Below are 14,736 nucleotides of genomic sequence, written 5' to 3' on the forward strand. Positions count from 1 at the left end.
GAATAACTCCCGGCGATAATTAGCCGAGAGTTATCTGGGCAGAGGCTTAATTCAGCAGCGGTTTATAGTGATGGGGCTGGCGCATGGCGACCAAATCTTTACGGCGCACCACATTGGTAGGGTAGGGGCTGCCCGCGAGTGAGCGAGTATCAATTGTCTGTGTGACGGCTTGCGTTTCTTGCCAAAGCAGCCGCTCAAGCCGTGGAAAAGTAAAGGTTTCTGGCCCGAATACTCCGCTATATCCCCCGCGCTCATTGATGTCATCGACGACATTAGCAAAGGCCAGATAAAGATTATTTTCCCCTGCGCGGGTTCTGAATAAGTGCCAGTGCAGTGGGTCGGCTCCAGTCGGAATGGGGTAATTTTGCACCACAGCACTGCCCTTATGCGCGGCAGTAAAACCGGCCGGCAGGGCGGCGGAACAGGCGATAATATCGCAACCCATCAGGGCCAAAATGCGCGCTGATTCAGGTAACAAAGCATCATGGCCCAATAGCAATCCGACCCTGCCGAGCGCCGTATCAAACACCCGCCAGTATTCCCCTGCGCTGGCCCACTGTTGATTTTGTTGAGAAAGATGGATTTGCCGATAAGTGCCGATTATCCCCTCTGGCCCAAACAAAACCTGTGTGTTGTAGTTTTTATCCTGCTGTTTTTCGGCCATCCCCACCACCAGATAGACCCGCAATTTCATAGCCAGGCGAGCTAACGCCTGCACGGCTGGGCTTTCTGGTGTTTGAGCATCAGCCGCGCCTGCGTGATAGCCGGTCAGGGCTAATTCCGGGAAGACAATTAGTTCGCTACCTTGTTGTAAAACGGCGTTTTCTGTCATGGCGGTAATGGTCGCCAGATTGTCCTCTACCTGTTCAGTTGAGCAGAACTGCGCCACCGTGATGCGGCTCTGTTTGCCCGCAGGCAAAGGCTGCTGCCCGTAAAGCCCAAAGAAATCCTGCGGATTCCATAAAAAACTGTCACTTAATAGTGAGTGATAATAGTCAGGGCGGCGCTGCTCAAACACCAATTCGCCCAAGACCTGGCGCTGGCGGCTGCGGCTGATATCAACTTCGGCATAAGCTATTCCGTTGCCGTCATCCACCACTGCTGCAATGTTGCCATCAGGTTCAATAATGCAGCTACCGCCGCTAAATTGGACTCCGCGCTCTAGCCCCCAGCGATTGCTTTCCAGTAAATAGCAGCCATTTTCCATGGCTCGGCTGATCCAGTAAGGTGCGGGTGTGCGCTCCGCCAGCCAATTGCTGATATGGCAAATTACATCAGCGCCATCCAGCGCCAGCAAACGGGCGGTTTCGGGAAAGTGAATATCCATACAGACCAACATGCCAATACGCCCCAGCGGCGTATCAAACACTTGATGCCCGACATCCCCTGCTGCGGCCCATTTAGGTTCTGAAATATAAGGATGACTTTTGCGATGGCAACCAATGACCCCATGCGGCCCGATGAGTACCGCACTGTTGTAATACAGCGCGGTTTGCGGGTCTACCTCCGGCATTCCTAACACGATATAGCATTGATAACGTTGGGCTAATTCAGTGAATCGGGCGGTGCTTTCGCCGGGAACGGTTTCGACCATTGGCGCGATTTCCTGTCGGTCAAACCAACAGTAGCCGGTGGTCGCCATTTCGGGGGTAGTAATCAGGCGAGCACCTTTTTGTGCCGCCTGTTCTACCAATGCCAATAACTGCTGCACATTTGCCTCTTTGGCAAACATGAGGGGTTCAAACTGAATGGCGGCTGCAAGATAAGGGGCTATCGACATGATTATCCTCATAAATTCTTAATGATGTATTGGGGTGGCTCCGAATAATCGAAACTCAGTTTTTCCGGTTGTTGGCGGCTCCTGGGGTGGTCCAGGAGAAAATATCATTGGCCTGAATCAGTGCGCATGAAATCTCTTCGACGGTAATGCGTTTGTCCATGGCCTGATGGCGCAGGATCTCGTAGGCCTGTTCTTCACCAATGCTGTGCATCCGCATCAGGATGGCTTTGGCCTCACTGACCTGGCGGACTCCCAGCACTTTTTTCTCCAGCCGCTCAATACGTTCACTCATCTGTCGCTGCTGTTGGGCATGGTGCAAAGCAAACACCATCGCCGATAGCAAACCGGAGGCGCGCAGGGGGGTAGTGATTGTGGTATCCGCGCCCATTTTGAGTGCTTGGTCAATAAATGTGGGGTTTTCATAGGCGATAACCGCTATCAGAGCATGTTTGTTGGGAGCGAACCAGGAAACATCCGGTTCTGGGTTATCTGACTGTAATGCATAGAAAATTAAATCAGTGTCGGCGGGGAGTTGTTCGGGAATGGGCCAGAAAGCTTGAACTTTAAACCCCATCCGGCGCAAATGATTAGTCAGCGTTTCGCCATCATCGTCGTCGGGGTGTAACACGACACAGCGGACTCCGCGGCTGAGTAAGAGGGCGGTTGGGCTGATTCTGCTATCGCTAGGTCGCATGTGGATACCCCACTGTCGTGAGTTTGGTGACCCAATCGCCCTGAATCTGGTGGGTCATATAGGGGTCGGGTTCGACGATGCGGCGAGATTCCTGCACGATAGTAAATTGCCCACTTTCATTCGCCATACCAATGCGCGGATAAAGCCCAGTATGTTGATTCAGCGGATCAATACGAATGCGGCCTTGTGGCGCATCAAACTGGCTCCCGCGCAGGGCGGCAGAAAGCGGATAAATATGGTCACTGCCGCACTCCGCCATAGCTTTGGCGAATAAATGCACCTGACTGTAGGTGGCTTCCCAATTCATGTCGGTGGTGAGTTCCGGCCCGAACTGTTGATGAAATTGTTTGAGTGCTGATTGATTGGCTTGGGTGCCAATACTTTGGAAATAAGGGGCTGAACTGAAATGACCCTGTGCCACTTCCGCCCCCATAATGGCAATCTCTGTTTCTGATGTATTCAGGCTGCCAATAGGCATACGGGCAGGATCTAGCCCCGCGGCCTGATAAGCTTGATACAAGAAAGGGACAGTTTGTCCCACCACAGTGCTAAAGATGAAATCTGGCTGCTTTTTGCTTATTTCCTCAATGATGGGCAAGAAAGCTTCATAAGGGGCATTCAGATCAAGGTAGCGCTCGCCGATAACCGCACCATCATGGCGTTGCAGAATTAGCTCCTGCATGTTGCGGTTACATTCGTAGGGGTAAATATAGCGCGAGCCAATCAAATACACGCGCGCGCCAAACTGCCCAGTTAAATAATCCGCCAGTTGTACGCAGTTTTGATTGGGCGCAGCACCGCCATAGAAAATATTGTCAGAAAATTCAAAACCTTCATACAGTTGCGAATAGAACAGCAGCCGCCGATATTTTTCTACAATCGGCGACATAGCTTTGCGACTACTGGAGGTATAGCCGCCAAAAATCACATTAACCTCATGTTCGACAATGAGTTGCTCGGCCAAAGCACGGAACTGCGCATCATCAGATTGTGGGTCAAAATGAATCGCATTCAGCGGCCTGCCGTTGATGCCACCATGGTGGTTAATTTCAGCAATCGCCTGTGTCGCCCCACGCCATTGCGACAACTCTTGTGCCGCCGTCACTCCACTGAAAGAGTAGAGCAAGCCAATATTGACCGGGATATCTGAACTCATAGGCACCTGCTTTCACTATTAAAAGGATGATTGTGCGAATGCGCATAACCCCCCGGCGTATGCCGAGGGGTAGGGATTATTACGCTAAAAGTTCTTTGTTAAGCATCGCGCCGACGGTGTATTTCGGGTCAACCATATTGCCCAGCCGCACTTTGCCGCATTGGCTCAGTAGCATGTAGGCATCCCACTGTTCGAAGCCAAAATCGGCCACTAACCAGTAAATAAGGTCACGATAAGCAATGCGGGTGGCATCCTCTAATGGGCGTGCGCTGCCGATACTCATGATGGTTTCGGCGTTTTCCATCCGTGGCCAGGAGAGTTGCCAGTTTTTAATCAAATCCACTTTGATGGTGGTGATGGAGGCGAACTCCACCGCAGTGCCGCAAATCTCGCCATCCCCCTGACAAGCATGAGCATCACCAATAAACAGGCGGCCGCCGGGGGCGCGCACTGGCAGATAAGTAATGCTGCCCGGCCCGATGTCCGGCACGTCCATATTCCCGCCGTGATTATCCGGCGTTAGAGAATTGATAGAGTCAATTTCTGGCGACACACTCAGGGTGCCGATATGCGGCTTATAGGGCAGGGTATGGCGCTCGCTCCAGTAGACTTTTTCACTGTCGAGCTTAATCATGCGCACTTTTTCCGGCAGCGGGTCATTGAGCATGGCGGTCAAGTCGGTGCCGGTCAGCCCACCAAAGTGCGGGATCATGGCGCAGATGCCGTGCGGGTTAACCCCACGCGGTAACATGGATTCAATATAGACCGCAATAACATCGCCTTTCTCCGCACCATTGACCATGATTGGGCCATTCTGCGGGTTGAGAAACGGCATTTTGAGCAGTTGGCTTGGGATATCTTGCTCCGAACTAATCGCCCCTTCGAAAGCATCTCGCGTGTCCACAATCACCCGATCGCCCGGTTCAATGGTCAGCACCGGCGTTGAGTAAGGGCCGATAGTGTAGTGAAACTCTTTTTGCATCTCTTCCGTCAAATGGTGGGTTACCGGTTTACGTCCCGCACCGACACCGCGTTTGACCATGATTGATTCTTCCAGCCATTTCATTAGCAATTCTCCACGTAATTAGGGTATCCGGCTACAAAGCCAGGTGACGACGCATTAAAAGATCATCAGCAAGTTGTTGTTGTGAAAGGTTTTCTACCACCTGGCCTTTATCCATTACCGCACAACGTTGCGCGGCCCGCTGGATCATCGCGATATCCTGCTCGACCAGAATCACCGCCACATGCAGCTCGCGGGCAATGCGCACTAAAGTGTCGGCAATGATGTTGACGATAGAGGGCTGAACACCCTCAGAAGGTTCATCCAGCAATAACACTTTTGGCGATCCGACCAAGGCTCTGGCGATAGCTAACTGTTGTTGCTCGCCGCCACTCATGGTGCCGGCTTTTTGTTTGAGTCTTTGACGCAAAATCGGGAAGTAATCCAGTACCCGCTCCAGTAGGTCTTTGGCAAACTCGCGGTGTTCACGGACAAATTGCATGCCGACTTGTAGATTTTCTGCCACCGTCAGGCCCGCAAATACCTCCCGCCCTTGCGGCACATAGCCAATCCCCAACCGGGCGCGGCGCTGCGGCGAGGCCTGGGTGATGTCAATTTCCCCTAACAAAATCTGCCCTTTTTTCGCCGGAACTGCGCCAATCAACGTGCGCATTAAGGTGGTTTTCCCCACGCCATTGCGGCCAATCAACCCCAAGACTTCTGCCGCGTGCAATTGCAGCACGACGCCATTGAGCACTTGCCCGCCGCCATAACCGCCAGTCAGCCCCTCTATTTGCAAAACCACGTTATTCATACCGCTTTCCCCAAATAGATATCCGCCACATCCTCGCGCGCCAGCACCTCGGCGGCATTGCCGTCAGCAAAAACTTGTCCGCCATGCAGGACGGTGACCTGTGAAGCTATTTGCCGCACGAATGTCATGTCGTGCTCTACCACCATCAGCGTCAGGCCATCATTTTGCATCTGCTTGATAAGTTCGCCGGTGAGATAAGTTTCATCGATAGATAAACCGGCGACTGGCTCATCAAGCATCAGCAGAGTGGGCTGTAGCGACACCGCCATGGCAATTTCCAACCACTGTTTCTTGCCGTGAGATAAATTACCGGCCAGTTGGTGATATTCAGTGCTGAGCTTAAAGCGCTCTAATAGCTCATCGACACTGACCGCCTGCGAGCGAACTTCTGGGCGTAAGTGACTGAGTGATAACTGTAAATGTTGCTCAACAGTCAGTTCCGGGAAAATGCCGGGGATCTGAAACTTAATACTCATGCCCATGCGAATGCGCTGAAAGGGCGGCAGAGTATTCAGCCGCCGATTAAAGAAGCGGATATCCCCATCGCTTGGCGTATGTTCGCCAGTCAGCAATTTGAAAAAGGTACTTTTACCCGCGCCATTCGGGCCAATCACACAGCGGACTTCGCCACGGCGGATTTGCAAATCAACTTGATTGATAACCTGAATACCGCCAAAGCGTTTGCTTAGCCCACGGGTTTCGAGGATTAAATCTTGCGCTGTTTGATTCATAGCGATTCCCCTTTTTTCTGACGAGCGGCAGACCAACGGGTGATTTTCTCCGCCAACCAAGGCAAGAGGCCGTTGGGCGCGGCTAGCACCACAAACAGCAAAATGGCACCCAGCAAAATCATGGCGTATTCGCTGCCGTAAATAGCCAGCCATTGGGATAGCCACACCAGCAGGGCGGTGATGACCGCAGTACCAAAAATATTTTTACGCCCGGCGGTCGCTACCCAAATAACTGGCATTGCGGCGGCGGTCAGCCCCATGGAGGACGGCGTGATATAAGAACCCCATAAGGTATACAGCGCACCGGATAACCCGGAGAGCACACCGCCGAGCACAAACACCAGTAATTGGTAGCGGCGGATATCAATCCCCAGCATTTCTGCCCGGCGCGGGTTCTCGCGGATAGAGGCCAGTGTCAGGCCAAAATTAGAGCGCAATAACCGCCGAACCCCCCAGTAAACACCAGCAAGCAGCAGAATAATCAGGTAGTAAAAGGCATTACCTTCCAGTGCCAGCAATTTGCCGTCGAACCACGGCAGGGAGAGTGGCGGCATGCCGGACATGCCATTAAAACCATTCAGTCGCGCACTGCCGATAGTCCATTGCGGGCCAGCGGTCTGCGACATAAAAGTTTCCAGCACCAGAGTGAAAGACAGGGTCACGATGCCGATAAAAATGCCGGTCACTCCGCCGTAAAACATCAAGTAACCCAGTGCCGCAGCCACCGCAGCGGCCACCAGCAAGGCCATAATCAAGCCCGACCAGGTGGAGAGCACACCATCGCCGAAATTCAACGTCATCACGCCGTAGGTGTAACCGGCAAGGCCAAAGAAGGCGGTCTGCCCGAAAGATAAAATGCCGCCATGCCCCCACATTGCCGCCAACCCGATGGCACAGAATGTCCACAGGAGGAAGTAGGAAAAGTCGCCGATCATGGCGCTATCGACCACCAACGGCAGGGCGAGAGCGCCCGCCAGAATAAGCAGCGCAGCCAGCCGAGTGGTGGACGGCGTGCGTTGTTTTGCCGCCGATAAATGAACAGAAGTTGTTGTCACATGCAGCTCCTAGCGGTTACGGGTAAACAGGCTGCCAATACCGTTAGGTAATAAGCGGATAACCAAGACGGCGGTAACCAATAAGCCAACTTGCCCGGCTAATTGCCCATACCAGGAATTCAGCCCAGTTTGTATTGCGCCTAATGCAATCGCTGCAGGAATGGTGCCAACAAGTACATTTGCGCCCCCCACAACCACCGAAACAAAGGCTTGCACGATAAAACTGCTGCCCATGGTGGGGACGGCGGTCAGTGTTGGGGCATAAATGGCCCCTGCTAATCCAGCCAGCCCAGCCCCTAGCGCGAATGTCAGGGTATAAATCCGGTCAGTTTCCAAACCCAAACAAGAAGCCATGCGGGCATTTTGAATGGTGGCTCTGGCGCAAACACCGTAATTGGTGTGGAAAAATAGCCAATAGAGCACCATTAAAATGGCAATGGCGAAGAAGGGCAGTAATGCACGGTAAGTGGCAAACGAGTAGTCGCCGAGGGTGAAAGAGCCGAAAGGTGTCGACAACCCCTCCAGTGACGGGCCGGCAATCAGCAACATACTTTGCTGTACAATCAAACTGATAGCCCAAGTGGCGACCACGGAATCATACAAACGGCCATAGAGATGGCGCACCACCAGGCGCTCGACTACACCGCCGAAGAACGCCGCCGCCAAAGTGCCGGCCAGCATGGCAAAAGGCAGAGGCAAGCCCGCTTTATTCATCAGAATGGTGACATAAGCACCACACATAATGAATTCGCCGTGCGCCAGATTGATCACGCCCATCATGCCAAAAATAACCGCCAGCCCCAGTGCTGCCAGCACCAGATAGGCGAAGTTATCGCCAAACTGATAAATCACCGAATAGAGAAAGGATAGCGTTAACATTGTTTGGCAATCCTGGGTGTCCTGATTGACACCATTGAAAATGGAGAACACAGGGAAGCCCGCCTGAGGCGGCCACTTCCCGACAAAATGACTCTATTTAGGCTTTTTTCGGTGGAGATGATGGGGTGTATTGGCTGTTATCAGGTTTCACCGGCAAATCACAACCCGCTTCACCCAACCAATAAGGTTTGATGTCCGTCCACACTTTCGGGATTTCGATCGAGTGGTCGTCTTTCACATGAGCCAGATAGATGGTGTGGCTCAAATGATGACTTTTCGGATCGATACAGACTTTTCCTGAGGGGCCATCGGTACAAATATCACCGCTTTCCAGTGACTTACGCACTGCGTCCATATCTGTACTGCCCGCCTTTTCTACGGCTGCTTTGTACAGATAAACTGCATCATAAGCATTGGCTGCTTCCTGATTGATGTAAGGCTCATTCGGGAATTTGGCATGGAAACGCTGTTTGAAATCATTGCTGGCGGGGCTATCCACCTCTTCAATGTAGTTAGCCGTGATATACATATCTTTCAGTGCCGGAGCTTTAAAGCGCTTGTGCTCATAAGCCTGGCCGACACTCACCGAGCTGCCCATAGGTAAGTTCAGTTTTGCCGCCGCTTGCTGCTCGTAATAAGAGGATTGATTGGCTCCGACCAGCAAGGTCATCACGAAATCAGGTTTGGCTTTCTGGATGTTTTGAATGGTTTGACCAAATTGTGAAACACTCAGCGGGATAAACTCCTCGCCCACCATGGTGCCGCCATTTTCTTCGACAATTTTGCGCACCCATTCAGCCGAGATTTGCCCAAAGTTATAGTCGGCGGCAATGGTGTAAACTTTTTTGCCGTACTTCTCCATCATCCACGGGATCAAAGTGGAGAATTGCTGTTCAGGCACGGCACCGGTGACAAACACATTAGAGTCACACACCCCGCCTTCATACTGATTGTTATACCAATAGAGCTGCTTTTCGCGATCCATTATTGGGCGGATAGCTTCGCGCGAGGCACTGGAAAATGCCCCGAATATCACATCCACTTTGTCATTTTTAATTAAGCGACGAGCCATTTGTTGAAAGCGGGTGTTATCGGATTGCGTATCGTATTTGACCAGCTCGATTTGGCGTCCGAGTATGCCGCCTTTGGCATTAATTTCTTCTACAGCCAGCTCTGTGGCATGAATTTTGGGAATCACCGGTAAGGCAAAGTTACCGGATGCATCTTCCAATAAACCGATTTTCACCGGTGTTTCTGCCGCCATCGCCATACCTGAGTAGGACACGGCAAATGCAGCTGCCAGCGCAATTGACAGCGTGGTGTGATGACACTTTATTTTGGACCATTTTGTTCTGAACATAAGTACCCCGGCATTGGTTAAAAAGTGGGTCTGAAAAAAAGCCAAAAAAAAAGCCCGGCAAAGTCAGATGACATTGCGAGGGCTCTATTGCCATAACCACAAGCCGACAACGTTGGCGTTCTTGCGGAGAAGTCATGGCCACTATAAAAAGCATTTCGAGTGGTTGTCAACGAAGAATTTTCAATAAAAATCAAATAGTAAAATTGAAAATCGTTGCACTAAATCAGGGCTTTCTGTTGCACGAAAATAGCTCATTAATGCGCAAGCGCTAACGGCGGGTGAGGAAGAGCAAAGCGGTGAGATTAGCCAGGAAAAACTTGTGGAATATGGCGGTGGAGGTTAATAAATTGCACCAGTGGAGTGCTTAAAGTTTATTCAATATTTTGTCTGTTTTTATCGGTAAGATTTTTATTTGTCATCTTTTCATTTCTCATAAAGCCAACCCCGGCGAAATCACCGAGGTTGGCTTTTACTGTTAACCGCAGCGGTTACATTTCTCTGCCTGAATCTGTTGGAAGAAATCATTACCTTTATCATCCACCAGGATAAAGGCCGGGAAATCTTCTACTTCAATTTTCCAGATGGCTTCCATCCCCAATTCAGGATATTCCACACATTCCAGACTTTTGATGCTATTTTGCGCCAACACCGCCGCAGGGCCGCCGATACTGCCCAGATAGAAACCGCCGTGTTTGTGACAAGCATCCGTCACTTGTTGGCTGCGGTTCCCTTTCGCCAGCATGATCATGCTGCCGCCGTGGGATTGCAGCAGATCCACATAAGAATCCATGCGGCCCGCCGTGGTTGGCCCGAGTGAGCCGGAAGCATAACCTTCTGGTGTTTTGGCTGGCCCCGCGTAGTAAATCGGATGATCTTTAATGTATTGCGGTAAACCTTCGCCGTTATCCAGCCGCTCTTTTAATTTGGCATGGGCAATATCGCGGCCAACAATAATAGTTCCGGTCAATGACAAGCGGGTAGAAACCGGATACTGCGACAGCTCTTTTAAGATATCGGCCATCGGGCGATTAAGGTCGATTTTGACCACTTTGCCTTCAGTGCTGTTGCGCAGATGCTCAGGGATATATTTCCCCGGATTTTGCTCCAGTTTTTCCAGCCAGATACCTTTGCGGTTAATTTTGCCTTTGATATTACGGTCAGCAGAGCAGGAAACTCCCATCCCAACCGGGCAAGATGCACCGTGGCGTGGCAGGCGAACCACGCGCACATCGTGAGCAAAGTACTTACCGCCAAATTGTGCGCCCAGACCTAAGTCTTGCGCGGCTGCCAATAATTCTTGTTCAAGCTGAACATCGCGGAAAGCTTGCCCGTGCTCATTCCCCTCTGTCGGCAGGCCATCATAATATTTGGTGGAGGCCAGCTTGACGGTCTTGAGCGTGCTCTCAGCCGAGGTGCCGCCGATAACAAAAGCAATATGGTATGGTGGGCAAGCCGCCGTACCCAAAGTGCGCATTTTCTCAACCAGATAGTCTTTCAACTTACCCGGTGACAGCAGCGCTTTAGTTTCCTGATACAGATAGGTTTTGTTCGCTGAGCCGCCACCTTTGGTGACGAACAGGAATTTGTAATCTTCGCCCTCGGTGCTGTACAGATCGATTTGCGCTGGCAGGTTGGTGCCGGTGTTCACTTCTTTGTACATATCCAGCGCCGCGTTTTGCGAGTAGCGCAGGTTATCCTCAATAAAAGTGTTATACACGCCGCGCGACAGGGCTTCGGCATCGTTACCGCCAGTCCAGACGCGTTGACCTTTTTTGCCCTGGATAATGGCGGTGCCAGTATCCTGACAGGTCGGTAAAATTCCTTTGGCCGAAATTTCTGAGTTACGCAGGAATTGCAGGGCAACATATTTGTCATTTTCGCTGGCTTCGGGGTCATCCAAAATAGCGGCGACTTGCTTTTGGTGCGCGGGGCGGAGCAAGAATGAAGCGTCATGGAAAGCATGTTGGGCGAGGAGGGTCAGGGCTTCTGGCTCGACTTTCAGAATGTCGTGGCCTTCAAACTGTGTAACCGAGACGTGATTATTACTGACAAGGTAATACTCAGTATCGTCTTCCTTTAGTGGGAAGGGATCCTGATAGTGGAACGGTTTGTTTGACATATTTTTCTCACATTCAACATCTGTTAGCGAAAGTGTTCGATAACAGAAACAATCGTTAGTGGAACCATTAGCTGAGCCAAGTCGATATTTTTTTAACTCTGACTTTGGCGATGATCTTACTATAGATTGTTAACGCGAGGCGACGGCTCCAGCTCCTTAATAAAGGGTGGGTCTCATTTTCCGCACTTATCGATGGTTTTGGCAGGACGTTGGTGGGACACTGGCTGACCGCCAGTACATATCTTTCATACTTGAAGTCGCAGGGTTGTTGGCTGCGCTCACTCACCCGAATCACTTGACTTCAGTAAGCTCATCGGGATTCATTCGCTTGCCGCCTGCCTACAACTCCCATTATTTTGGCTATAGCACCGCTAAACTCTACCTGTTGATCCGCGCTTTTGGGTTCAATGACCCATTCTATAAATAAGGGTGTCTGTCACAAATTGGCCATAAAGCCATGGAGATAACGTCATCCTCAGAGCTTTATTGATACCAAACAACTCCCGCCCCACTCAAAAGAGGTAGGGTTGCTGGTGCGGGACGGGCTATTTATTATCCTAATTATAACAATTGCTGTCATTGGGCCACTGCGCTCAGTCTTAATCTCCCTCCCGCTGAATTACTCATTTTTTTGAATTAATCGGATTCCATCCCTTGGGGTGTTATCTATTTTCTGGAATGCAACCAAGTGGGCATCTTATGAAAGAGACCAATGAATCCCGGCTGTTTACGGCAGAAGTTTCTCGCCGAAAACTAGTCCAAACCACTCTTATCGGCGGCCTCGCCGTGGCGACTGGGGCATTTTCGTTACCCTTTTCGCGCACTGCCCGCGCGGTTCAATCTGCTATAAACCCGGCTAATGATGGCAAAGTGATATGGAGCGCTTGCACCGTTAACTGCGGCAGCCGCTGTCCATTACGCATGCATGTGGTTGATGATGAAATTAAATACGTTGAAACCGACAATACCGGTGACGACAATTTTGAAGGTTTGCACCAAGTGCGAGCTTGTTTACGTGGCCGCTCCATGCGCCGCCGGGTGTATAACCCTGACCGGTTGAAATACCCGATGAAACGTGTCGGCGCACGCGGGGAAGGCAAGTTCAAACGTATTTCATGGGATGAGGCTTTTGATACCCTCGCCGCCAGCATGAAAGGCATCATCAAGGAATATGGAAACGAAGCCATCTATCTGAATTACGGCACGGGTACACTGGGCGGCACCATGACCCGCTCGTGGCCGCCGGGTTCCACCTTATTGGCTCGGTTGATGAATTGCTGTGGCGGCTATCTCAATCATTATGGTGACTACAGCACAGCACAAATTGCTGCTGGCCTGAATTACACCTATGGCGGCTGGGCCGACGGTAATAGTCCTTCAGATATTGAAAACAGCAAACTGGTGGTGTTGTTTGGTAATAACCCCGGCGAAACCCGGATGAGCGGCGGTGGTGTGACTTATTATCTGGAGCAGGCAAGGGAGAAATCCAATGCCAAGATGATTGTGATTGACCCGCGTTATACCGATACCGCCGCCGGTCGTGAGGATGAATGGATCCCGCTGCGACCGGGGACGGATGCCGCACTCGCTTCTGCGCTAGCTTATGTGATGATCAGTGAGAATTTGGTGGATCAGCCGTTCCTCGATAAATACTGTGTTGGCTATGACGAGAAAACGCTACCGGAAAGTGCGCCGAAAAATAGCCATTATAAAGCCTATATTTTAGGGCAAGGTGCGGATGAAACCGCTAAAACACCGCAATGGGCGGAGGCCATCACCGGTATTCCGGCGGCGAAAATTATTAAATTGGGGCGCGAAATCGGCTCGGTCAAGCCCGCTTATATTGCGCAAGGCTGGGGGCCACAGCGCCATGCCAATGGTGAAACGGCCAGCCGTGCCATTGCCATGCTAGCGATCCTGACGGGCAACGTGGGGATCAATGGCGGTAATTCAGGTGCGCGTGAGGGGTCCTATAGCTTGCCGTTTGTCCGTATGCCGACTTTGGAAAACCCGGTTAAAACCAGTATTTCAATGTTCTTGTGGACTGATGCCATTGAGCGCGGCCCAGAAATGACCGCCACCCGCGACGGGGTGCGAGGCAAAGATAAACTGGACGTGCCAATCAAGTTCATCTGGAACTACGCCAGTAATTGCCTGATTAATCAGCATGCTGAAATCAACCGCACCCATGACATTCTGCAAGATGATAAAAAATGCGAAATGATTGTGGTCATTGATAACCACATGACTTCGTCAGCCCAATATGCCGATATTATCCTGCCAGACTGCACCGCCTCTGAGCAGATGGATTTCTGCCTTGATGCTTCCAGCGGCAATATGGCCTATGTGATTTTTGCTGATCAGGCCATCAAACCGCGCTTTGAATGCAAAAACATCTATGAAATGACCAGTGAGCTGGCAAAACGCATGGGGGTTGAGCAGCAATTTACTGAAGGACGCACGCAGGAAGGTTGGTTGCGCCATCTTTATCAGCAATCACAACAGGCTATTCCTGAGTTGCCTTCATTCGAGGAGTTTCGCGAGCAGGGCATTTTTAAAAAGCGCGATCCGGCAGGGCACCATGTTGCCTATAAAGCATTCCGCGCCGATCCCTTGGCTAATCCGTTAACGACTCCATCGGGAAAAATCGAAATTTACTCTGCCGAATTGGCACAAATCGCCGCCACTTGGGAGTTGCAGCCGGACGATATTATTGATCCATTGCCAGTGTACGCCGCGGGTTTCGAGAGTTTTGACGACCCGTTAAACCAGAAATATCCATTGCAACTCACCGGCTTCCATTACAAAGCCAGAACTCACTCGACTTATGGCAACGTCGATGTACTAAAAGCTTCCTGCCGCCAGGAAATGTGGATTAACCCACTCGATGCCAGAGAGCGCGACATCAAAAATGGCGATCTTGTGCGGATCTTCAATGGCCGTGGTGAAGTCCAAATTGATGCAAAAGTCACACCGCGCATGATGCCAGGTGTGGTGGCGCTAGGGGAGGGGGCGTGGTACAGCCCGGATAAAAACCGCATCGACAGGGCCGGCAGTATTAACGTATTGACCACACAGCGCCCCTCTCCGTTGGCGAAAGGGAATCCATCCCATACCAACCTCGTTCAAGTAACCAAGGCTTAAG

Annotated in this window: 11 protein-coding genes; 1 reads left to right on the forward strand and 10 read right to left on the reverse strand. The window is 51.3% G+C overall.

Annotated elements, in window-relative coordinates; all coding sequences use genetic code 11:
• Positions 1-46: 46 nt before the first annotated feature.
• The 10 genes from DXZ79_RS04525 to fumA all read right to left on the reverse strand — a co-directional run bounded on the left by DXZ79_RS04525 (position 47) and on the right by fumA (position 11,591).
• Positions 47-1,780 (reverse strand): nitrilase-related carbon-nitrogen hydrolase, encoded by a 1,734-nt coding sequence (locus DXZ79_RS04525; RefSeq protein ID WP_038635884.1) that lies wholly within the window; start codon positions 1,778-1,780, stop codon positions 47-49.
• A gap of 55 nt (positions 1,781-1,835) precedes the next feature.
• Complete coding sequence (locus DXZ79_RS04530; protein WP_038635881.1) at positions 1,836-2,474, reverse strand: ANTAR domain-containing response regulator; 639 nt, start codon at positions 2,472-2,474, stop codon at positions 1,836-1,838.
• Complete coding sequence (locus DXZ79_RS04535) at positions 2,464-3,630, reverse strand: transporter substrate-binding domain-containing protein (RefSeq protein ID WP_038635878.1); 1,167 nt, start codon at positions 3,628-3,630, stop codon at positions 2,464-2,466. The genes DXZ79_RS04530 and DXZ79_RS04535 overlap by 11 nt, the downstream gene beginning before the upstream one ends.
• 79 nt (positions 3,631-3,709) lie before the next feature.
• Positions 3,710-4,696 carry an acetamidase/formamidase family protein gene (locus DXZ79_RS04540; RefSeq protein WP_038635875.1) on the reverse strand — a complete coding sequence of 329 codons (987 nt, stop codon included), beginning with the start codon at positions 4,694-4,696 and terminating at the stop codon, positions 3,710-3,712.
• Between the two features lie 31 nt (positions 4,697-4,727).
• Positions 4,728-5,447 carry an ABC transporter ATP-binding protein gene (locus DXZ79_RS04545; protein ID WP_038635872.1) on the reverse strand — a complete coding sequence of 240 codons (720 nt, stop codon included), beginning with the start codon at positions 5,445-5,447 and terminating at the stop codon, positions 4,728-4,730.
• Positions 5,444-6,178, reverse strand: a complete 735-nt coding sequence (locus tag DXZ79_RS04550) for an ABC transporter ATP-binding protein (RefSeq protein WP_038635870.1) — start codon at positions 6,176-6,178, stop codon at positions 5,444-5,446. The genes DXZ79_RS04545 and DXZ79_RS04550 overlap by 4 nt, the downstream gene beginning before the upstream one ends.
• Positions 6,175-7,233: a branched-chain amino acid ABC transporter permease gene (locus DXZ79_RS04555; protein WP_038635865.1), complete on the reverse strand. Its 1,059-nt coding sequence runs from the start codon at positions 7,231-7,233 to the stop codon at positions 6,175-6,177. The genes DXZ79_RS04550 and DXZ79_RS04555 overlap by 4 nt, the downstream gene beginning before the upstream one ends.
• A gap of 9 nt (positions 7,234-7,242) precedes the next feature.
• The gene (locus DXZ79_RS04560) at positions 7,243-8,112 is read right to left on the reverse strand and encodes an ABC transporter permease subunit (protein WP_038635863.1); all 870 of its coding nucleotides are present in this window, start codon (positions 8,110-8,112) and stop codon (positions 7,243-7,245) included.
• A 97-nt stretch (positions 8,113-8,209) separates the two neighbouring features.
• Positions 8,210-9,376: an urea ABC transporter substrate-binding protein gene (locus DXZ79_RS04565; RefSeq protein ID WP_172667624.1), complete on the reverse strand. Its 1,167-nt coding sequence runs from the start codon at positions 9,374-9,376 to the stop codon at positions 8,210-8,212.
• Positions 9,377-9,947: 571 nt separating this feature from the next.
• Positions 9,948-11,591 carry a class I fumarate hydratase FumA gene (gene fumA / locus DXZ79_RS04570; RefSeq protein WP_038635860.1) on the reverse strand — a complete coding sequence of 548 codons (1,644 nt, stop codon included), beginning with the start codon at positions 11,589-11,591 and terminating at the stop codon, positions 9,948-9,950.
• A 699-nt stretch (positions 11,592-12,290) separates the two neighbouring features.
• Between fumA and dmsA the strand changes: the two genes are divergently transcribed.
• Positions 12,291-14,735 (forward strand): dimethylsulfoxide reductase subunit A, encoded by a 2,445-nt coding sequence (dmsA, locus tag DXZ79_RS04580; protein WP_038635857.1) that lies wholly within the window; start codon positions 12,291-12,293, stop codon positions 14,733-14,735.
• Position 14,736: the final 1 nt, after the last annotated feature.

The sequence above is a fragment of the Yersinia rochesterensis genome, from assembly GCF_003600645.1.
GTDB classification, from domain to species: domain Bacteria; phylum Pseudomonadota; class Gammaproteobacteria; order Enterobacterales; family Enterobacteriaceae; genus Yersinia; species Yersinia rochesterensis.